The sequence below is a fragment of the Arenibacter flavimaris genome, from assembly GCF_030291335.1.
Taxonomy (GTDB): Bacteria; Bacteroidota; Bacteroidia; order Flavobacteriales; family Flavobacteriaceae; genus Arenibacter.
Genome location: NZ_JASWIM010000019.1, coordinates 88,671 through 112,094, shown reverse-complemented (window position 1 = coordinate 112,094; position 23,424 = coordinate 88,671). Strand labels below are relative to the sequence as shown.

General features: G+C 40.7%; 15 protein-coding genes. 7 read left to right on the top strand and 8 right to left on the bottom strand.

Translation table 11 applies throughout. The features are described 5' to 3' along the window. Positions 1-248: 248 nt before the first annotated feature. The 7 genes from QSE00_RS14930 to QSE00_RS14900 form a co-directional block, all read right to left on the bottom strand. A complete protein-coding gene (locus QSE00_RS14930) occupies positions 249-1,736 on the bottom strand; it encodes an alpha-L-fucosidase (RefSeq protein ID WP_220020894.1) in 1,488 nt (495 codons plus the stop codon). Positions 1,737-1,747: 11 nt separating this feature from the next. Continuing rightward, positions 1,748-3,991, bottom strand: a complete 2,244-nt coding sequence (locus tag QSE00_RS14925) for a DUF4838 domain-containing protein (RefSeq protein ID WP_286106558.1) — start codon at positions 3,989-3,991, stop codon at positions 1,748-1,750. A gap of 18 nt (positions 3,992-4,009) precedes the next feature. Then, the gene (locus QSE00_RS14920; RefSeq protein WP_286106557.1) at positions 4,010-6,250 is read right to left on the bottom strand and encodes a GH92 family glycosyl hydrolase; all 2,241 of its coding nucleotides are present in this window, start codon (positions 6,248-6,250) and stop codon (positions 4,010-4,012) included. A 128-nt stretch (positions 6,251-6,378) separates the two neighbouring features. After that, on the bottom strand, positions 6,379-8,706 hold the full coding sequence (locus QSE00_RS14915; RefSeq protein ID WP_286106556.1) for a glycoside hydrolase family 20 protein: 2,328 nt from the start codon (positions 8,704-8,706) through the stop codon (positions 6,379-6,381). A 58-nt stretch (positions 8,707-8,764) separates the two neighbouring features. Further along, a complete protein-coding gene (locus QSE00_RS14910; protein ID WP_286106555.1) occupies positions 8,765-9,832 on the bottom strand; it encodes a carbohydrate-binding family 9-like protein in 1,068 nt (355 codons plus the stop codon). A 56-nt stretch (positions 9,833-9,888) separates the two neighbouring features. Beyond that, positions 9,889-10,854 (bottom strand): glycoside hydrolase family 130 protein, encoded by a 966-nt coding sequence (locus QSE00_RS14905; protein WP_110356397.1) that lies wholly within the window; start codon positions 10,852-10,854, stop codon positions 9,889-9,891. 81 nt (positions 10,855-10,935) lie between these two features. Continuing rightward, positions 10,936-12,813 (bottom strand): sodium:solute symporter family protein, encoded by a 1,878-nt coding sequence (locus tag QSE00_RS14900; protein ID WP_286106554.1) that lies wholly within the window; start codon positions 12,811-12,813, stop codon positions 10,936-10,938. Positions 12,814-13,127: 314 nt separating this feature from the next. Here QSE00_RS14900 and QSE00_RS14895 point away from each other — a divergent pair, with 314 nt between their 5' ends. The 7 genes from QSE00_RS14895 (at position 13,128) to QSE00_RS14865 (ending at position 22,200) form a co-directional block, all read left to right on the top strand. Continuing rightward, on the top strand, positions 13,128-14,213 hold the full coding sequence (locus tag QSE00_RS14895; protein ID WP_110356395.1) for a sensor histidine kinase: 1,086 nt from the start codon (positions 13,128-13,130) through the stop codon (positions 14,211-14,213). Continuing rightward, positions 14,210-14,926, top strand: a complete 717-nt coding sequence (locus QSE00_RS14890; protein WP_286106553.1) for a LytR/AlgR family response regulator transcription factor — start codon at positions 14,210-14,212, stop codon at positions 14,924-14,926. Before QSE00_RS14895 ends, QSE00_RS14890 begins: the two co-directional genes overlap by 4 nt. Positions 14,927-15,057: 131 nt before the next feature. Then, the gene (locus tag QSE00_RS14885) at positions 15,058-17,430 is read left to right on the top strand and encodes a PSD1 and planctomycete cytochrome C domain-containing protein (RefSeq protein ID WP_286106552.1); all 2,373 of its coding nucleotides are present in this window, start codon (positions 15,058-15,060) and stop codon (positions 17,428-17,430) included. A gap of 2 nt (positions 17,431-17,432) precedes the next feature. After that, entirely contained in the window at positions 17,433-18,926 is a 1,494-nt protein-coding gene (locus QSE00_RS14880) for a DUF1501 domain-containing protein (RefSeq protein ID WP_286106551.1), read from the top strand. 15 nt (positions 18,927-18,941) lie between these two features. Further along, a complete protein-coding gene (locus tag QSE00_RS14875) occupies positions 18,942-20,999 on the top strand; it encodes an FN3 associated domain-containing protein (RefSeq protein ID WP_286106550.1) in 2,058 nt (685 codons plus the stop codon). 94 nt (positions 21,000-21,093) lie between these two features. After that, positions 21,094-21,657: a YeeE/YedE family protein gene (locus QSE00_RS14870; RefSeq protein ID WP_286106549.1), complete on the top strand. Its 564-nt coding sequence runs from the start codon at positions 21,094-21,096 to the stop codon at positions 21,655-21,657. Between the two features lie 129 nt (positions 21,658-21,786). Further along, positions 21,787-22,200 (top strand): YeeE/YedE family protein, encoded by a 414-nt coding sequence (locus QSE00_RS14865; RefSeq protein WP_286106548.1) that lies wholly within the window; start codon positions 21,787-21,789, stop codon positions 22,198-22,200. A 935-nt stretch (positions 22,201-23,135) separates the two neighbouring features. On the opposite strand, the gene QSE00_RS14860 is transcribed toward QSE00_RS14865, so the two are convergent. Further along, positions 23,136-23,411 (bottom strand): ATP-dependent Clp protease adaptor ClpS, encoded by a 276-nt coding sequence (locus QSE00_RS14860; RefSeq protein WP_110356388.1) that lies wholly within the window; start codon positions 23,409-23,411, stop codon positions 23,136-23,138. Positions 23,412-23,424 lie beyond the last annotated feature (13 nt).

Here is a 23,424-nt window from a genome sequence, read left to right as displayed (position 1 = left end):
TAATGACAACTGCCAAAAGCCTAATGACGTATTTTCGAAAACGTTTTAGTATTCTTAAACAACACTATTTTGATCTTTATTACAAAAAAAACACCCTGATAGTTACGATTACCATCAGGGTGTTAAAATAGTTTATGATAAAATAGGTCAATTACCACCGGAAACAACTTCCATTCAACGTTGGCCTGTTCTCTTATTGGACCCTTATTCCATTACAATCCAATAAACTCCCGACCTATTACGATCTCTTATTTAATTTTGATAACAAATGCTTCGGTGTCCAACAATTTAGCGCCCAAATCCTTTGGAAGCTGAATAGCCATGCCCTCGTTTTTTTGGGTCCATTTCAATTTCTGTTTACCCCCCAGGAGCTGTGCCTTGGCACCTCTTGACGCAACATAATTTGGAAACACTATTTCGGAAGGTAAAGATGTCTGTCCCTTTTCCACTAGATACGTAAGATAGATCGCTCCATCAGGCTTGGCGGTAACACAAACGTTGTCAAATTTAAAGGGAGCCATGGATCGGGTACCATAAATGGCCTCCTTGTTCACCGACATCCAATCGCCAATTTCACTCAGCAATTTGTAAGCCCCTTCATCCCACTCCCCTTCTGGGCTGGGAGCAACATTCAACAACAAATTACCTCCTTTGGCCACTATATCCACCAAAGTATGTATGGCCTCACGTCCGGACATGTATTTGGCATCAAAAGAATAGGACCAACCACCGCCAGCTATGATACAGGATTCCCAAGGATAGGGAAGCGGCTTTTCCGGCACCCTATTTTCCGGGGTCAAATAATTTTGATTCTTACCGTGAACGGCCCGGTCCACCACTATTAATCCCGGCTGTTTTTCCCTGGCTTTGACCACTAATTCATCCATTTTTATATCTTGGTTAACGATACGGTTCTTTAAATATCCGTTGTCATTATTAACTAGCTGCTGCTCGTACCAACTGGTAATTTCGGATTTAGGTGTTTTGGCCACCCAGCCGCCATCCAACCACAAGATATCCACCTTGCCGTAGTCTGTTAACAATTCCAATATCTGATTATGGGTAAAGTCTATGTATGCCTGCCATTTCTCAGGATTGGCCTCTGGTTCATAATTAACATTCCTATCCCGAGGAGGGTAATAAGGATCCCAATAGGTTGGGGTATTCCAATCCGGTTTGGAAAAATAGGCTCCGGCCCATAACCCCTGCCCTCTAAAGGAATTAAAAATTTCCTTGGTGATATTGGCTTTAGGGTTGGTTGAAAATGGGGTTTTTGGATCCGTTATTTTGTAATCTGTGTATTTGGAATCGAACATGGAAAAGCCATCGTGGTGCTTGGTAGTGAATACCACGTACTTCATTCCCGCATCCTTTGCTGCCTTGGCCCATTTATCAGGGTCAAACTTCACAGGATTGAAAGTTTTTTGCAAATCCTCATATTCCCTTTTATACGTATTATAATCACTGGGATTAGAACCTTTGGTCCGTTCGCACCAACCATATTCCTCGGGACAAAGCGACCATGATTCCACTATACCCCACTGACTATAAGTTCCCCAATGCATCAGAAGGCCAAATTTCATATCCTGCCATTGTTCCAATTTCTCAAGCACCAAGGGATCGGTCTCGGGCACATATCGCTCGTCCTCATAGATGGCCTGTGCATCCATTGCTTGGGAAATGAAGGCCAAGATTATCGCCGTCATAAGATTTTTAAATCTAATTTTTGTATTCATTTATTCCGGATTTAATTAATTATTATTTCATCGGCAAATAGCCAAGAAGGCAGTCCAGCAGCATGGTGCCAATAAGGTGTTTTTGTGTTTGTAGCCCTAACCTTGATATATCGAGCATTCCTTTTTTCAAAATCCAATTTAAAAAATTGAATATCGTTGACCTTGCTGTCCTTGGTTAAGGGAAAAGGATTGTTAATAGTCCCAAAACTTGCAAAATGCCGATTATCCAGGGAGCCTGAATAGGTAACCTTCCCAGGAAAAAAAACTATATGATTGGTAACCTGCAAAAAGGCCAAAGAAATGGTACTTATGTTCATAGGCTCCCCTAAATCCACAACCACCTCCATATCATTTCCTTCGTACCCCAACCAGTTGGCATAAAAACTGCTTCCCCCCAGAGCCCCATCGGTAAGTGCCATAGGGTCTTCCTTAGCGTATTTTTTTGGTTTTGTTATGGTAACCACTTTTTTGCCCATGGCAACATTGGGCATCCTTATTACTTCCAGTGCCGACATATAATTTGCCAGATACTCCGTTACGGTAAAACCCATTTCATTCATTAAGGTAATATTGTTCTTGGCCGTGGTGGCCTTAAAATTATCCAGTAGTGTGGTCACCAGCGGATTTATTATCTTTTTACCTTCCTCATTGGGGATCAAAAGCCGATAATTGTCGGTAATATTCTTCCTACTGGCCTCCAATTCGGCAAAATCCACCCCCAAACGTGCCACTTTTACCCGGGCCAAAATTTCGGGTTTTCCTGCCACCGCCTTTTCTGCAGCGTCAAATAATTGGGAGTATTCGGATAGCAACCCTGGACTTAAATAAGATGAAATTGCCTCCGATGGATCTCCGTAGAGAAATAGAAAGAAATCCTTGTCTTCCTTTAACTTGGTATGGATTACATCAATATATTTTTTTATATGCACCCCGGCTTCTTCATAATAACCAGTGGCAAAATCCGTCAAGAGGGCATCAAAATTTAGATCGGGATTCCAAAGCAGTTTTGCCGTTATATAGGATCTTAGTTCAAATAGTTCGCTAGGATTGTTACTGTGTTGTTCAAAAACCCATTTTGCATTGTTGTCCCGAAACAATTGAATATTGGGCTGCAGTGTATGGATATTGGGAAATGGGGCAAAAAAATTGGTAAACTGTGTTGTATAATCCCAAATTCTAATATTGTTCGTTAGTTTACCCCATCCTATTAAATCGTTTGCAAAATCGGTACACTTCTCTGCAATGGGCGCACTTCTATCGCACTCAATAGAGCAAAGTGTTATCAATACATTTTCCAGAGGTTTTGTTTTGCATGGCTTTCTAGTATATTGATAGGCCAATGTGGAAATCATTTTATCCGGAAAAGTAGCTGCAACCTCATTTACAAATCGAATCATGGTGCCCGATGGACTGCCTTCTTCTTCATTGATTTTACTACAATCGTCGCACTGGCAATATTGTTGATTATCATCCTGGCTAACGGATATTACCCCTGCCTTGGGAAATTGCTGAAACAAGGAAGCTACAGAGTCCTTTACAATAGCCAACACATCAGGATTGGTCAAACACAATTGGGTAGGCAACCTTTGGTCGCCCCGCAGCGCATAATATTCCGGATTGGGTTTGTAGAATTTTTCCTCGGGCAAAAACTTGTGGAACGTATGTACCCTGGCACTAGGGACATAAGTGGGAAAGGATTCATCCGTTACCTTTTGTTGTTCCGCATATTCCGGATTGTCATAAAACAATCTTGAATGGACCGTTCTGGTAGTAATATCAGCGGTATACGTATAATTCAATGCGGGAAGATCTATATTTTTGGAAGTGGGTATTTTCTCCACCTTGGGTGCATACCACCTACAACCAAGATAACGCTCCAAGAATTCGTACACAGCATATTTTGTAGACCTATCCGAACCTCCTCCTACCCAAAGGTTTTTTTCCATGGTCCTTATGGATGTCCCTTGCTCCTCCAAATTCCTTTCATTATCAATACCCAGATAAATTTTATGCTTTTCAGTACTTTGGGAAGCTTTATCGACTATTTCCAATTTTGCACCACTAATTTTATATAAATATCGCTGCAATATTTCGGCAGATTCCTGATTACTTTCCGAGGCCCTACCCATAATTACAATTTCATAATCTGACTGGCCCGCATGAACCAATTCAATTCCATCCATATTGCAGGACGATAGGATCGATACTATTAATAAGAGACTTAGGGTTTTTAAATGTGCCTTTAAAATATTCATTCTCAATGTCATTTTAACCTATTTGTACAATTTCAGCTCCAATGTTTTGCCATTTACCAATTCATCATGTCCTATGAAATACCCCATATGGGGTTTTCCGTCTATCCTTATCTTTTCAATAAACCGGTTCTGCTCTGAAAAGTTTGAAATTATAGTAATTTTTTCCTGCTGATAATAATCACTATCCAAATGTATGGTTATCTTATTAAACCGTGGCGTTGCTATAGTGTAAATTGGATTTGAAGGACTTATGGGATAAATACCCATCATTGAAAACACGGCCCAAGCGGACATGGTACCCGTATCGTCATTCCCCGGGAGTCCGTCCGGCGCATCCCTATAATATTGATCTAGCAAATCCGAAACTATTTGCTGGGTCCGTCTTTCCTCTCCCTTCACATAATTGAATAAATAGGGATAGGCAATATCCGGCTCATTGGCCATATCATAATGCCCCTTATCAAAGACATCCTGCAATTTATTTACATAATGTTTTGGCCCACCCATAAGTTTCATAAGGCCCTTGGCATCATGGGTGACCATAAATGAATACTGCCATGCATTGCCTTCAATAAATCCCGGATTTTTCACAAAGTTGGCTCCGGCTTCCGGATTATAGGGACTTAACCAGGATCCGTCATCATTTCTAGGTCTCAGTAAATTAAATTCCCTATCGAAAAGGTTCCTGTATGAGATAGACCTTTTGGAAAAACGTTTATAGTCCTCTTTTTTACCCAAGATTTTGGCCAATTGGGCTATGGCATAGTCCGAAATATTATATTCCTGGGTGGTTGATACAGATCCACTATTGGTGGTTTTGGTGGTGAGGTATCCTTTTTTCAAATAATCTTTTAGTCCAGGGCGAAGGGGATTATCTTCAATCTGATCTGCACTTTTGACCATAGCTGCATAGGCCTTTTCCACATCAAAATCCTTTATACCCTTCAAATAGGTATCGGCGATGACAATTCCGGCCGGATCCCCTACCATAGTAGTCGTTTCCGTGGCGTTCAACTCCCATTTTGGCAGCCACCCGCTCTCATCATAGATCTGCAACATACTCTTCACCATATCGGATTGTTGTCTTGGATAAACCAAACTCATAAGCTGATGCAAATTCCTATAGGTATCCCATAGGGAAAATACGGTATATCGGGTATCCTGGGTCCTTAAAATTTCCCTAGTTCCCATTTTGGGATAATCGCCATTATAATCATTCAGGGTACTGGGATGGATCAAAGTGTGATATAAAGCGGTATAAAACTTAACCTTATCCCCTTCAGCACCCCCTTCTACCTCAATCTTGGACAAATATCTGTTCCAATTCTCCTTGGACTCTGTCAAGATTTGGTCAAAACTTCGCGTTGATGTTTCCTTTTCCAAGTTTTCCCGGGCGTTTTCCATACTGACATAAGAGATTCCAACTTTCATTTCCACTACCGTGGGCTCTTTAAAATTATATCGCATATAACTCCCTATACTATCGCCTATAACTTCCATGGTATACCCTGGCATTATCCTAGTTTTTCCATTATAGCCCATCCATTCGGCTTCGGTACCTGTATAAGTAGTTGGTTTCTTCCAAACCCCATACTCGGTCGCAGGCTTGGAAAACTTTGCCACAAAATAAACGGGGTATGCTTCTTCTGGTTTGTAATAACAAAATGAACCAACAGAACGAACTCCTTCAATTTCTGTGGGTGAAACTACCCTAACAGCGGCGCCTTGTTCATTGGTAAGTCCCAAACCAAGATTTATTAAAATATTGGCATCCCCTTTCGGAAAGAAATATTTGCTCACCCCTACCCTAGTAGTTGCGGTTGCCTCCACTTTTATATTATAATCATCCAACGTATTGGAATAGTATCCTACTTTGGAAACCTCATTGGAATAGGAACTTCCGTATTTTAGATAATCAACTTCAAGCCCCCCTGTAGTGGGCATGGCCAATATTACCCCTAATTCCGGACAGCCCACCCCACTTAAATTAACATGGCTGAATCCTGTTAAGAAGGTATTCTCCTGCACGTAAGGGGTAGACAGCCATCGACTGTCTTTTTCCAAGGGCAAATTTTTAGGTCCAGCCACATTAAAGGGAGATACACTCACCATACCTCTTACCGCTATAGGCCCGGGATTGGTAGTCCCAAAATTTGAAGTCCCTATAAAAGGGTTCACATAGTCTACCGGTTGCTTTTGGGCGTAGGCTCCAAGAGCACAAACTACCAATATCAATACTAATTTATTCTGTAAACCCATCCTTATGTTTTGCTATATATGTTTGTTCTGAATATGTGCCATCTTAAATTTACACATACAATCCCTATCAAGAAAGCCTCACCTGAATTTTGGTGGGGGTTATGGGTGTGTTTTCCCAAGTCCCCAAACTATTCCACTACCACCTCATCAATAAACATCCATGAGCCACCTCCTGATGGCGGAGATCCTAAATTTGTTGCCTTAACTTTAATATATCTAGCGGTTTGTTTCCCTAGTCCAATTATAAAATCTTTTAATTCCGAACCATTGTTTGCCGTATATTCCCTTTTTACAATTCCTGCACTTCTGTATGATTTGCCATCATCCGAAAGAAAAATCTCGACCTGGATAGGAAAGTAGATTCCGGAACCTTGGTTTTCCAAGGCTCCCACCGTTACTTGTTCCATTTCCGTAGGGGACTCCATATCAATCACCAACTCCATATCATCACCTAACCATCCCTGCCATTGTCCGTCGTGAAAATTCTTGGACCCACGAACTACATTTACCATCCCCAATTCTTTGGCTCCCTGGTAACTATCGTGATATTTATTTAAATAGGTTACAGGTTTACCCACAGCTTTATGATAGGTAATTGTTTTTTCAAACAAGGCACCGGCAGGTCTATCTTCCTTAAAAACTTGTGCCTTGAGGGTTGTTGTCTTTGTGATTTCTATAGGATCGGTGTATTTTTCCGATGTTGTGGTAATGTTACTACCATCAAGGGTATAACGGATCTCCGAACCCGGAAATTCCGATATAAGTGCTATGGAAATAACGGCACTTTCGGGATTGACGGTAGTTTCTGTTGTAACCTGGTAGACACTTTTGGCATAATTGACACCCATGATTCCATATCTCTGGAATAGACTACCTACCCTATTGGAAAAATCATTCCAATTCTTATTATCCTTACTACTCCAAACAGCTTCTGCCAAAGCGGCCAAACGCGGATAGGTCATATACTCCGCCTGTTCATTGGTCGGGACATATTCCGTCCATAAATTAGCCTGACCTCCTAAGACATGCTTGGCCTGCTGCTCGCTCATCCCTTCAACCACAGGGTCAAATTGATAGACCTTACTAAGGGGCAGGTTTCCTCCCCAAGCCAAAGGCTCAACATCTTGGTCCCCTTGGTAATAATCAAAATAACAATGTGAGTTAGGGGTCATCACTACATCGTGACCAGCTTCGGAGGCTTCCAAGCCACCTTTTACCCCGCGCCAGCTCATAACAGTGGCGCCCGGAGCCAAACCGCCTTCCAATATTTCATCCCACCCCAATAAGGTTCTTCCCTTACTGCTTAAAAAACGTTCCATACGTTGTATAAAATAGCTTTGAAGTTCCTCAACATTGTCCAAGCCTTCCGCGGCTACTCTTTTTTTGCAATCAGGGCATATCTTCCAATTGGTCTTGGTAGCCTCATCCCCACCCACATGGATGTATGGGGACGGAAACAATTCCATCACCTCCCGTAAAACGTTCTCCAAAAATTCAAAAGTCGAATCCTTCCCAGCGCAATATATTTCAGTTATGGGCCATACCCCTCCAGAGGGTACCATGATCGGATTTTGAAAACATGATAATTCAGGATATGCCGCTATAGCGCTCATTACATGGGCCGGCATTTCTATTTCCGGAACCACAGTAATTCCCTTACGACTGGCATAAGCCACAATTTCCTTAATATCCTCTTGCGTATAAAATCCGCCATAAGTGGTCTCCGTACCCAAATCCGGTGTAGGTCTTGCATTCCATGGCTTGTCTTCCTGGTCTACCCTAAACCCGCCTACTTCCGTTAATTTAGGGTACTTTTTTATTTCTATTCGCCAGCCCTGATCATCTACCAAATGCAAGTGCAGGGTATTCATTTTTAATAAGGCCAATTGATCTATGGTAGACAGAACATATTCCTTTTCAAAAAAGTGTCTGGAAACATCCAACATAAACCCTCGCCATTTAAAACGAGGACTATCCTTAATTTCAACAGTGGGAATATCCCAATTAATATTGGTGACCACGCTTTTATTTTCTATGGCGACTGGAAGTAATTGCCTAACTGTTTCCAAGCCATACAAAAAACCATTATGATCATTGGCCCTAATAACCACTTGATTATCGGTGACCTTTAGACTATAGCCTTCCTCCGCCAAGGACGAATCCGTGGATAACAGGACAAAGTTACTACTTGGTGCTGTGGGTACCACCTCCAGGTCCCATCCGGCAGCCGCGGTAAATCTATCCTTCAATACGTCCAGAGTCTCCTCATGATCCTTTGGCGCCACCAATTTGGTTTCCTTGTTAAAGCGGAAAGCCCCTTGGTTAAATGTCATTTCCAAAGGTTTGGGAACGATATTTATATCACCCTCCGTAAATATGGTTTTGCTTTCCTCTTTACAACCCATTAGGACCACCAAAAGAATTACACTAAAGCTTTGAATTACTGTCTTTTTCATTATACTCCCTTTATTCATTTCCCTTGACCACCCAAAAATTTATTAGAACGCATCACTATTATTCATCGACACTTCGAAATTTACCATCCTCGCTTATCGTCAATATTTTTCCTGTAAATGGGCTTTTAACCCAAATATCATATCCAAATCGGTGCTTGTCCAAATTGGGTTTTATAGACTTGCCCAATATAATCGTAGGTGCTGACACCCGTTTTTCGGCATTCTTTTTTTCTTGTAGAACCCCTCTGTATACCGAATACAAATACCATTTTATATAATCGTCCTTTGGAATGGAAAAACTATCCTTTCCTCCTACTTCTTCTGAAGAAAAATAAACATACCCCCAGTGCTCCGGTTCATGCATATTGATAACTCCTTGAGGTGACCAAACCCAATTATACTCGGGCATAAACTTGCCATTATTGTCCTTTTTCCTGGAATACCTCCCGTCCGTTAAATCAAATTTCCAATTTACCCTGGAAAAGTTGATCCTCCAAAAATCGTTTTCCGGCACATTATTACTATTGCTTGCTTCGGTGATCACCGTCCATGGAATAGCTATTTCAACGGTCCATCCTTTGTCCCAATCGGATGAATCATTCAGTGTACCATCAATACTTACCGCTGATTTTACCCCTTGTATATCCCAACTGTCTATTACTTTGCCATGATTCCTATAGGGTTTGGTTAGAAACAAATCCCACAATGTATTATGGGCATTCATCTCATATTCGTAATAATTGTGGGTATCCCCATCGGGGTCGATAAAAATCTCAAAATCATTATTGTAAAAAATAACGGTGTCCCGTTGTTTTAAGGTAGCCCAAACATGGGGCTCCTCCATTTCTGCCAAAACATATAGGTACTCATTGTCCCACAACATTTTCATTCTGGTCCTATAATCAGGTATCAATTTTCCTTCGATATCGATATAATCTTGGGACCAAGGTGCTTTTTGCCAAGAAGCGTCTTCCCCTTTCCCGTCTATAGTCAGTGTTTCACTTGCCTTAAATGCAACATAGTTTCTTGGTATAAGCTCTTGACCCTTTATTGCGGTAAAGCCAGCGCATAAAAACAATAGTGCCAATGACCAAGTTCTGGTTTGAATGGAAAATGTGGTCTTCATATTTTGATTTTTATTATTTCTATTTAATAAGCAAAAGCCGTGTAGGTCCCCACGGATTACAAACTATTCTCCTTTGTGAACTTTAGAATTTCGGATATACGCCCAAAGGCCAAGCCGGTAACCGTATCCGCAGCTCCATAATAAATGGCTACCTTATCCTCTTCAATTGAATACAGTGCGGCACATGGAAACACCACGTTTGGTACATCGCCCACACATTCATAATTGGTCTGTGGGGATAACAGATAAGGTTTGGTCCTATACAGTACCTTATCTGGATGCTCCTTGTCCAAAATAGCCGCTCCCATGGAATATCTAAATCCGTTACAGGTATTAATTACCCCATGGTAAAAGGTTAACCACCCCTCATCGGTAAGTATTGGAATTGGCCCTGCCCCAATCTTGGTGCATTGCCATGCGCTATCCACAAAAGGGGTCACCTTCATTACACAACGATGTTCCCCCCAATATTTCATATCCGGACTATAACTAATATATATGTCGCCAAAAGGGGTATGTCCATTATCACTTGGGCGACTCAACATTGCATATTTGCCATCAATTTTTTCTGGAAATAATACGCCATTCCTATTAAAGGGCAAGAAGGCATTTTCACATTGAAAAAATTCTTTGAAATCGAAGGTATACCCAATACCAATGGTTGGTCCGTTGTATCCGTTACACCAGGTGATCCAATACCTATCCTCAATAAAGACCACCCTAGGGTCGTATTTATAGTCAGATTCGATCATAGTGGTATTACCTGCCTGAAACTGAATAGGATCATGGTTAATATCCCAGTCTATCCCATTTTTACTGAATCCGGCAAAAATGTTCATCTGCACCGCCTTGTTATCACAGCGGAAGACCCCGGCAAAGCCATCTTTGAACGGCACTACCGCACTATTAAAAATACTGTTGGAAGAAGGAATTGCATCCCTCTTCACCACTGGGTTCTCCGTATATCGCCAAACTACATCAGTACTTTGGGCAGGCCTTTCTTGCCAAGGAATGTTACTCACTTTATCTTATATTTAAAATTAAACTTTATCCTACTAATTTAAACTATCCCAGACTTTAATCTGGGGCATATCAATTATATCCTAATTGGGTATTTTTCTAACCTTATCCAACCAAGTGAATTTTAGAATTGCAGAGGTAATGCCAAAAACAACCAAGGCTATAATTGCCTTTGGGTAATCCCTGATCATAAAATATATTGGAAGAACGATCATACTGGACTGCCAAATAATACCAATGATACAGTTCATCATATCCCGCCAAAACTCATTATTCTTTTCAAAAGCAGGGTCTTCCGCTTTCAGTTCTTTATATATCGGACTCCACCAACCCCAAGGTTTCACATTTTTATAGAACGACTTTAATACTTCCTTATCGGTAGCCGGGCTAAAATAGGTTCCCAAAAACGATCCTAACATGGAAACTCCAAAAATTATCGGAAAAAGATAAATGGCGTGAACATGGGAAAGATTATACAATAAACCTTCCTCCACAAAATTGCCCTTGTTGTTATCCAGTACAAATTGCAGGGAAGCAACAATCAAGCCGGACAACATACCCCAAAAATAGCCCCAGCCATTAAATCGCCACCAAATCCATTTTAAAAAATTTGCTGCTACGTAACCTCCAAAAAGAGCACTTGTTATCCAAAGGGTGAGGGAATTGATGGAATCCGCGAAAAAGCCCATAACAACACCTAAAATCACCACTAAAAACGACGCTATATGACTCACTTTAATATAATGCTTTTGCGATGCTTCGGGTCTAAAATACTTTTTATAAATATCATTGACCAAATAAGCAGGGCCAGCGTTGACAAAAGCGGAGAAAGTAGACATAAACGCTGCAAGCAACCCTGCCAACAACAATCCCTTTATCCCTACCGGAACGTGAAAGTTAATTACTTTGGGAAGTAGCACCTCCAGTTCAGCTCCTGTAAGCGAAGGGTTAGCGATCATTTCCGGGCTTAGTACCACCAAAGCAATGACCACTATCCCGGATATGAGCAAATACCTAGGGATGAACAATACCAAATTGGTAAACCCGCTCATATAGGCAGCATCTTTGACTGTTCTGGTAGACAATATGCGCTGAAGGTCATAACTAGGGGTAGGGCCTGCTATACTCGCAAAGAAACCTTTAAAAAGCGTCATTCCTATCAAGGCTCCAAACATTTTATACCCCTCGGAATCGATCAAATTATTAAATGCCTGAAAATCCTTGTCCCAATGGGTTCCCAATTCCCAACCAAAGAACAGATTTTTCCATTCGGCACTTATTACCGAATTGATCTCTACATCCGTGAAAGCAAAAAAGGCATAGCCCGCTACCAGCACTCCGGCAACGACCATAATGATATATTGCAGTACTTCGGTAGCTACCACCGAGAACATCCCTCCCTTTACCGTATAGATCGTGGTCAAAAATATGATGATCATGGCATAGGACTGTTCTGAGTTCAACAAAACCATTTCCCCAATATGCAGGGTCATATCCCAAGGCAGGATAATGGTCAAAAATTTACCCACGCCTTCAAAAAAATAAGCAATAAATCCAACAGCAGCAACAATAGCAAATACAGCGACTATACTGTGGGAAGCCCTCCCTGCCCTATCGTCTCCAAAGCGGGTAAGTATCCATTCCGATCCGGTCATAATATTTGATCGCCGAATCCAGACGGCTAAAAACATCATCACAAAAATTTGATTCCAAATTGGCCATAGCCACATGAACATGAAGCTCTTAACTCCATACAAAAATAGTATCCCTACCATCCAAGCAGTACCCGAAACATCGAACATACCAGAACCATTACTAAGCCCCAAATAATACCATTTTATGTTGTTCCCCCCTAAAAAGTACGACTTGAGCCCCTTGGATGCTTTTTTTGAAACCCAAATACCTACAAAGAGGGTCAACACTATATAGGCAACAATTATGGCTACATCAATTACATTCATTTAATTTATTTTTAAGGTTGAAGCCAAAAACGTGTCAACCCGTGGTTTTTTTAAATAAAAACGGTTAAAAAATATTACAGCCTTGTGTTTTTTAGCTACTAACGACAAGAACTCTTATTTTTTTTATAAATTCCCCAAATTTTCAAGACTGTATTGGCGATTTTTCAAAAAAGTAAACAAAAACCAACATGGGCATTCCATTTACCTGAACTAAATATTTAATTTTTTTTCAGGAAGAGGAATAAAATTAGACCAACAACCAACCCGTAAAGCCAAACGCCAATTTTTAGAAATCAAGACTGTGATCAATTCTCATGACAATTAAAAATCTAAATCATAAATTACTCAGTAGAAATAGTTCCGGTGATTTCAACATCAACTATAGGCACCATATCATTTTTTGGGCCGTATATATTTTATTCAATATATTCCGCTGGGGAAATCTGCATCAGGATTTTGCCTATTCCATAAAAACCAACTTGTTGGGATTCCCCATACATATGGCCCTGGCATACCTCAATATTTATTTTTTAATGCCCAAGTTCGTTTATAAAAAACGATATATCACTTATACTATTTTACTTCTGACATCTTTACTTATAGGACTTTTGGTAAAATTCAACCTTACTTACTACTTGGTAAGCAACAACGTAATGCCCGAAGCCGGAGATGTTGAAAGCCTTACATTAAATTATGCCATAGTTACCATGCTGGGGGAACTTTATGTAATGTCGTTTGTTACGGCCATAAAAATTACGGTAGATTGGTTAAATGAAAACAGTAAACTCCATGAACTGGAAAAAAGACAGCTGACCACTGAATTAAAATTCCTGAGAGCACAGGTTTCCCCTCATTTCTTCTTTAACACTCTTAATAACATTTATTCGCTAACTTTAGAAAAATCGGACAAGGCTCCCCAAGTGGTCCTAAGATTATCAGAATTAATGCGTTATTTGCTATATGCTACGGACAAACCCTATCAGGACTTGACCAAGGAAATTGAATGTATCCAAAACTATATCGATCTGGAGCGTATCCGATTTGACAATTCCTTAAAAATTGATATGAACGTTTCTGGCGATATTGAAGGAAAGGGTATTGCCCCCATGCTCCTAATGCCCTTTATAGAGAATAGCTTTAAACATGGTGCCAGTAAAAATATTGGCAGTATGTATATCAAAATTAATTTGGAAATTGTGGACGACATCCTGAATTTTGAAATAAGCAACAACATCCCCCAAAATAAGTCGAGCAACAGAATAAACCCAGAAGTTGGCGGAATAGGACTTGCCAACGTAAAAAAACGTTTGGAACTGGGTTATGAACCCAAAGATTACAACTTATCAATCTTTGAAAAAGACAAAATGTTTAATGTTATTCTTAAATTAAAAGTGCAATGAGTTTTAAGGTAATAATTATTGACGATGAACCACTGGCAATCAACATATTAAAAAACTATGTAGAACAAATCAAGGAATTGGAACTGATTCAGACCTTTACCAATGCCATTGACGCCTCTACCTTTTTACAAAGAAATGAGGTAGATATCGTATTCCTCGATATCAATATGCCCATAATGAACGGTCTTGACCTGTTAGGCAGTGTAAATTCTAAGGCCATGGTAGTTATGACAACGGCCCATGAAGATTATGCCCTTAAAAGTTTTGAATTGGAGGCCATAGACTATTTAGTGAAACCCATACCTTTCCATAGGTTTTTAAAAACCGTCAATAGAATTATCAATTTAAAGGAAGGAGGCGCCAAAAATGAAACGCCTGCGACCAATGATAATCCCAGTATTTTCGTAAAGGTGGATAAGAAAAAATTGCAGAAAATTTATTTGGATGACATTATTGTAATAGAAAGCTTAAAGGATTACATCAGGATAAAGACCAAGGCTAGCAAACATATCATCCACAAAACCCTTAGCAGTTTTACCGAAGAACTCCCTGCGGACAAATTTATCAGAATACATAGATCCTATACCATAGCCATTAACAAGATCGATGCCATTGAAGGCAACAGTGTAGAAGTACAGGGCATTAGATATACCATTGGGCGTAGCTATCTTAACGAAGTAAAGAGCAAAATTTTACATGACGGATTGGAATAAACCGTCCAAAATACACTTAATTCTTTTTTTTTGGCAGCATTTAGCTGCTCGGGATTGTCATTTGTCGAAATTTAACGTTAAATTATTGCAAACCATCTATCTTAGAAGGTATTAATTTATTTAAAGTCAAAATGTTGTCCCATCCCGTAAGAAAATTTTTTGTCCGCTTCCCAAAGCGGTTGTATTCAATACTGGCATTCCTTCCTGTTTTAATTGCCTTTGGTTGCAACACTGGGGCACAAACGTCCGGAACAACCGACAATGCTGATACCAATGGAAGAATTCCCGATAAAATAGACTTTACTTTTCACGTAAAACCGATCCTATCGGACCGATGTTTTAAATGCCATGGTCCCGATAAAAATGCCATAGAGGGTGGACTATCCCTAAACACTGCCCAAGATGCCTATATGGCATTGGGCAAAAAGAAGGATCATTACGCCATTGTTCCTGGCGATATAGAAAACAGTGAATTGGTCAATAGGTTATTTACAACAGACGAGTCCTTGCTGATGCCGCCCCCGGAATCCAACCTAACCCTCACCAAATACGAGAAGGAAATCCTAAAAAAATGGATAGAACAAGGTGCCGAATACAAAGAACATTGGGCCTTTATTGCTCCAGAAAAACCGAGCATCCCCAAAACAAATAATACTACATGGGCCCAAAATGAAATTGATCAATTTGTTTTATCACAACTGGAACAAAACGGCTTGGAACCCAGTGAAAAAGCTTCCAAGGAAAAAATGCTAAGAAGGGTGTGTTTTGACCTTACCGGGCTACCACCAAGCGTGGAACAGATAAACGCTTTCGTCAACAATGATTCCCCTACTGCTTATGAAGAAATTATTGATTCCCTGCTAAACACGGTCGATTATGCAGAGAACATGTCCGCCGAATGGATGGATATTGCCCGATATGCGGACACCCATGGATACCAAGACGATTTTGAACGTATCATGTGGCCATGGCGAGATTGGGTAATTCACGCCTTTAAACAGAACATGCCCTATGACCAATTTGTAACCTATCAATTGGCAGGAGATCTTTTGCCCAATGCCAATGCGGAACAAATTCTTGCCACCGGCTTCAACAGGAACCACAAGATCACCTTTGAGGGTGGGGTTATACCCGAAGAATATCGTATTGAGTACGTAGAGGACAGGGCGGTGACCTTTGGAACCGCCTTTCTGGGTCTAACGTTGGAATGTGCCCGCTGCCATGATCACAAATATGATCCTATAAGTCAAAAAAACCATTTTGAATTGTTCAGTTTCTTCAACAATATTGACGAATTGGGACTGACCCCCGGGGGGGCGGGAAAAATTCCAAAACCCTATATGACCATTACCGAAAAGGAGAAAAACGGTGTGTTAAGTTTTGTTCAACTCCAAAAATCCTCCATGAAGGAAGTTCCCGTTATGGTCATGAACGAAATGGAGGAAATTAGGCCCTCCTATATCTTGAACAGGGGTGTCTATGACCAACCCACTACTCAGGTCTATCCCAATACACCAGAGTCCATTCTACCTTTCCCTGAGGACTATCCCAAAAATAGATTGGGACTGGCCAAATGGTTGTTTCACGAAGACAATCCTTTGACCGCTAGGGTTACCGTAAATAGATTTTGGCAACGTATGTTCGGCAGAGGTTTGGTGGCATCTTCCTTCGATTTCGGCAACCAAGGCTCCTTGCCAACACATCCCGAATTGCTGGACTTTCTGGCCATCAAATTAAAGGAAGAAGGTTGGGATACCAGAAAAATATTAAAATATATGGCCCTTTCCGCAACCTATCAACAAAGCAGCAAGGTATCCAAAAAATTACAGGAATTGGACCCGGAAAACCGTCTCTTGGCACGTGCGCCAAGGTTAAGGCTAACAGCCGAATTAATTAGGGACCAAGCCCTGAAGATCAGTGGACTGCTCAACAAAGAGGTTGGTGGACCAAGCGTTAAGCCGTATCAACCCGCCGGAATTTGGGAAGCCACCACTGGTGGAGGTGGAGGAAGTACGGCCACTTACATAACCAGCACCGGAAAAGATCTATACAGAAAAAGTTTGTATACCTTTTGGAAAAGAACCGTTCCCCCGCCAAGCATGATGACTTTTGACGCGGCATCCAGGGATCTTTGTACGGTAAAACGGCAAGAAACGAACACACCCTTACAGGCATTGGTATTGTTAAACGATCCACAAATAATTGAGGCATCGCGGCTAATTGCCAAAAATGCCATTGATCGCAATACAGAAATAATTGATCAAATAAAATACATTTTCAAGCTGGCAACATCCAGATCTCCGGATGAAGATGAGTTATCCATGCTGAACAATTATTACACCAGTATGCTCCAAAAAGTGGATGAAGAAGGAATAGACCCACAGGACTACCTGTCCATTGGCGATTATGAAATAGACGAGAGCTATTCAAAAAAACAATTGGCCGCATTGGCGTTAACGGCACATACCATTTTAAACTTAGATGAAACTATAACCAGGGGTTGATCATGAGCGAAAAAAAAATTATAGAAGAACGATCCTTGATTTTAAACCGAAGGTCATTTTTAGGAAAAACGGCCTTGGGAGTAGGCGGGGTAGCCCTGGCATCCCTTTTGGGTGCCAACCTTTTTAGAAAGAATAAAAATGGCATACTTACCAAGGATGATAGTTTGGAAGGGGTGAAAGGAATTTTAAATTCACTGCATCACCCTGCAAAAATTAAAAGGGTCATATATCTGTTTCAAAGCGGAGGGCCTTCCCAATTGGAACTTTTCGACTATAAACCACTTCTGAACAAAAGACGTGGGGAAGATTTGCCGGAATCTATCAGGAACGGGCAACGGCTTACGGGGATGACGGCGGGACAGGACAAATTTCCGTTGGTCGGTTCCCTACATAATTTTAGCCAACACGGCAAGAACGGCACCTACATTAGTGATATTCTACCCTATACTGCTAAAATGGTAGATGAACTGTGCATTATAAAATCCATGTATACCGAAGCCATCAATCATGATCCTGCGGTGACCTTCTTCCAGACAGGGTCCCAACAACCCGGAAGGCCTAGTATTGGATCCTGGCTAAGTTATGGCTTGGGCAGTGAAAATGAAAACCTCCCGGCATTCACCGTTCTATTGTCGCGGGGTACAGGAAGGCCCAACGGGCAACCTTTGTACACTAGGCTATGGGGCAATGGATTTTTGCATTCCCTGCACCAAGGCGTTCAATTTAGGGCTGCCAAGGATCCTGTGTTGTATTTAAACGACCCCAAGGGCATTACCAAGGAAGTGAAACGTGAAATGCTGGACAATTTGGCCGCATTGAACGATAAGCATTATCAAGATTCAGGTGATCCAGAAATAAAAAGTAGGATTGCCCAATATGAAATGGCGTATAGGATGCAAACCTCCGTTCCCAATGTTATGGATACTGCCAATGAGCCCGATTATATCTATGAAATGTACGGACCTGAAGCCAAAATACCGGGAACCTACGCCGCAAATTGTCTTTTAGCCAGAAGATTAGCGGAGCAAGATGTACGCTTCATCCAACTCTACCACATGGGTTGGGATCAACACGACAATCTCCCTGGAGCCATTGCCAAACAGGCAAAAGACGTTGACCAAGCTTCTGCTGCCCTGGTGGCCGATTTAAAACAACGCGGATTGTTGGAGGACACCTTGGTAATTTGGGGAGGGGAATTTGGAAGGACCAATTATTCACAAGGCCTTTTAACAGATACCAATTACGGTAGGGACCACCATCCAAGATCTTTTACCATTTGGATGGCCGGAGGTGGTGTTAAACCTGGTATTGTGTATGGGGAAACGGATGATTTTGGATACAATATTGTAAAGGATCCGGTACATGTCCATGATTTCCAAGCTACAATGTTGCACTTATTGGGAATAGACCATGAGAAATTAACCTATAAGTACCAAGGCAGAAGGTTTAGACTAACAGATGTGGAAGGCCATATTGTAAAGGATATCCTAACCTAAACCTATAACCAAAGAATGATATTACAGATTATAAGCCTTGGCCGTCTACACCCCCTATTGGTACATTTGCCCATAGGCATATTAGTACTGGCTTTTCTAATGGAACTATACTTTAGAAAAAAAGATTCAGGCACGGAACAAAAAATCATCAACTTTACCCTAGCCATTGCTGCTATAAGCACAGTATTATCTGTAGGCAGTGGATGGCTATTGGGCGAAAATGGCGGGTATGACGAAACCTTGTTGTTTAGACATCGATGGATGGCAGTTGGATTGGCCATAGGAAGCTCATTGCTATATATTATTAAAAAGAATCCAAAGACCTGGACCAAGAAAATATACTTACCCCTTTTTTTCGTGGTTATGGGACTTTTAGGCCTAACTGGTCATTATGGTGGAAGTATGACCCATGGGGAGGATTATCTATTTAAAAATGAAGAGAACACCAAAGTGGTCATAACGGACGTTGATAATGCCCTTGTGTTCAATGACATTGTAAAGCCAATTCTGGATGATAAGTGTGCAAGTTGCCATAATCCCAACAAGGTTAAAGGAGGTCTGATCATGACCAACAAAGAACAATTGCTTATAGGGGGCGACTCCGGCAGTCTATTCATGGCCGAAAAAGGTGAATCTCCCAGACTAATTCATCATATAAAACTCCCCATGGAAGACGAGGAGCATATGCCACCCAAGGGCAAGGTCCAATTGACCAATCACGAAATTCAATTATTGGAATGGTGGATAGGCCATGAAAACTGTTTTGATTGTGTGGCCGGGACTTTGGATAAAACAGAAAAGATCAGTGATATTTTAAATTCCTTGGAAGAGGATACCTCCCCAAGGGCCCTTATTGCGAAAGAATTGGCAATGGTTCCTGATGAATGGTTGGCCTCTATAAACAACAACGGATCCATTATTACAAAATTGGCAGAAAATAATCCACTTTTGATAGCCAACCTGTCCGGCAATAAAAGTTTAGGGAAAAATGATCTGAAAGCATTAAAAAAACATGCCGAAAACATAGTAGAACTCAATTTGGGCAACTCCAATTTTAATGACACCCTTTCTACATATCTAACCTCCTTTAAGAATCTCACCAAACTTCAATTACAGAATACGAAGATCACGGATAAGTCCATGGAATCCATAAAGGATCTTAAACACCTGGAGTCCCTAAATATTTATGGAACCGATATTACAGATCAGGGTCTGCAAAAATTGACAACCCTGAATGGATTAAAAACATTATATCCATGGAATTCCAAAATCACCAAGGAAGCTCTGGATAGTTTTAGCAGCAAGTATAAGGAGGTCACTGTAGTAAGCATCCAGGAGGATCTCTTTACCCCCTCTAGTTTGGAACCGCCAACCATAATTGCGGATACGGATTTCTTCAAGGATTCCGTTGCAGTTACCCTGGATTATTTTTTTAAAGGGGTAGACTTATATTACACCTTGGATGGTTCCACACCCGACACCACATCCAATAAATATATTGAACCCATTATACTCACCAGTTCCGTCCAGCTCAAAGCTGTTAGCCATAAATCTGGTTGGGAAATAAGTCCTGTAAAAACGGTAAGTTTTAAAAAAACGAATATTCTACCCAATTCCATAACCCTAAACAACAAACCCAACGAAAAATACAAGGGCAATGGAGGAAATACCTTGATAGATCTAAAACGGGGGACCATCAATTTCATTGATGGCAATTGGATCGGTTACGAGGGCAGCGGATTTTCCGCCACTCTAAAACTCCAAAAAGAAGAGGTGATATCCACAGTGTCGGTAGGGGCATTTTCTTCACCCGAGAAATGGATTTTTTATCCAACGGGTTTCAAAGTATGGGTGTCCCAAGATGGCGATAATTTTAAGCTGGTCCATACAGAGAAAATCCCAACGGAAAAACCCAACTCGGATACTAAGTTCCAATTTTTCGACCTTAATATTCCCCCAACCAAATCCACTTTTGTTAAAGTGGAGGTTATGAGCCAACTCAAGAACCCGTCCTGGCATAACAATCCCGGGGGAAAAAGTTGGTTATTTGTAGACGAGATAGTACTTAATTAAGAATAAGGAATCCTTAGACCTCCAAAATCCCTTGTGTAACAATTGTTACATAGAGAATTTTAGATAACTTTATATTTGCATCTTAAGAATTAATATGGATTATATACTTCAACCCTGGCCTTGGTATGTCTCCGGGCCCTTGATTGCCCTGGTAATGCTAATTTTGGTGTATTTTGGAAAAACATTTGGCATGTCCTCCAATTTACAGACTCTTTGCAGTATGGGAGGGGCAGGAAAATATTCGGACTATTTCAGGTTGGATTGGAAGGCCCATCGCTGGAATCTGACCGTTGTTCTGGGTGCAATAATTGGCGGCTTTATAGCAACCCAATTCTTATCGGACGGATCGGCAATTGCACTAAGTGCCGAAACTATTTCGGACCTAAATGCCTTAGGGTTTAGTGAGGTTGGGGAAACCCTTTTGCCCCCAGAAATATATAGTTGGGAAAATGTGATGAGTATAAAAGGGATTTTAATCTTGGTCATTGCAGGCTTTTTGGTAGGCTTTGGAACCCGGTACGCCGGAGGGTGTACTTCTGGCCACGCCATAACTGGCTTGAGCAACCTTCAATTACCCTCGCTCATAGCCGTAATAGGTTTTTTTATTGGGGGCCTCATAATGACCTTCTTTATTTTACCCCTTATTTTCGGAACATAAATGCGAAGAATTGATATTCATGACCCATGTGAATGTCATGATTTCCAGTTCACAAGTAAAACTAACAACAATTGAAAAGCCTAAGGCCGTTGAAATTGTTTTCATTAAAAAGTACATAAGATAAATAAAATGAAATTCTTAAAATTCTTATTGGTAGGTATCTTTTTCGGGATAGTTCTGGTAAAATCGGAAGCTGTATCCTGGTATCGTATTTATGAAATGTTCAGATTTCAAGCCTTTCATATGTACGGGATTATTGGGTCTGCAGTATTTCTAGGGGCTCTATTTATTTGGCTCTTTAAAAAATATAAGTTGAAAAGTATTGAAGGCAAAACCATGGATTTGGCAACAAAAGATAAAGGGGTTGCAAGATATATTCTTGGCGGCACCATCTTTGGCTTAGGTTGGGCATTGGCAGGGGCTTGCCCTGGTCCTATGTACATTTTAGTAGGTACCGGTGTTTTTAGCATGTTGATAGTAATTGCAGGTGCCTTGCTGGGTACTTTTGCCTATGGGGTACTTATGAAGAAATTACCTCATTAAAATGATACAAAAGGCCACGTACCCGAGGCCATTTTACCAATAGCGGGAAGCCCAATAAATCCCATGCTAGAAACTGTTTAAGTTTTATTAGTGAAACTCAATTTTGAGAAGTCAGTAAGACGCACTTAAAATTGCAAGTTGAACTAATCCCGCCTTTTTCGGCGGGATCTAGGTTTAATACCTTTTATTTTATGCATGCTTTTTCGAACTATTTTTTGAATAGCCGAGCTATGGAAAAAAATCTCTGGGGATAAGGATCAATCTCAAAAGTTGTGTGTGAATAGAAATAAGATAGAATTTTCTATCCCAAATTCCTGTTCTGTTCATTTTTTGTATCGCCCAAATACGTAGCATTCATGCATAACATGTATAGCTATTTTAGGACGGGTCATGTCCGGGGATAAGCCATAGATACTCCATAGATACTCCATAGATAGTCCATAGTTAGGCCGTATATGAAAATAGGGGAAAACAGGCTGGATCCACCCCTTTTTGGCGCGCTAAAATAGCTCCTTTTCAAGCCACTTTTTACCTTTCATGGACGGCACAATAGGCTCTGGGATCCCTTGCGGAAAACGAAGCCAAAATGCAGTGTCTTTATTAGTGAAACTCAATTTTGAGAAGTCGATAAGACACAATTAAAATTGCAAGTTGAACTAACCCCGTCCTTTTCGGCGGGATCTAGGTTTAATACCTTTTATGTAGCTATTTTTTTCCAAAAGAATATTTGCATAAACACAACAATTGTTCCTGATCCTTTAAATTCTTCCTGTATAGATTGACCACTATTTTTGCATAGTCCCCAACAATAAGACGTGATCCCCAATTTATGAATTCAAGTAAGGAATGGAAATAACCAGGCCTTCTCTACATTGGGAAGTCCGTTTCCATTGTTTGCTTGAAATAAAGTAAAAAGGTTTTAAAGCAACGGCTTACTAAATAATTTCAGCACTTAATCCTGCATTCAAAAGCTTAGCACACCTAGGCTTTAAATCTTTATATTCCCCTGTCTTAACAGTACATTTACCATTGTAATGTACAATTAGGGAACACTGTTCCGCCTGCTCCGGAGTATGGTCACAAGCCATAATTAAAGTTTCAATAACATGATCAAAAGTATTAACCTCATCATTGAACAAAACAATCTCATTTTGCTTAACAGTCTCCTCTTCCAAAAGTAATTCTTCCGAGACTTTTTCCTTTGTACTCATAGAATTCAATTTT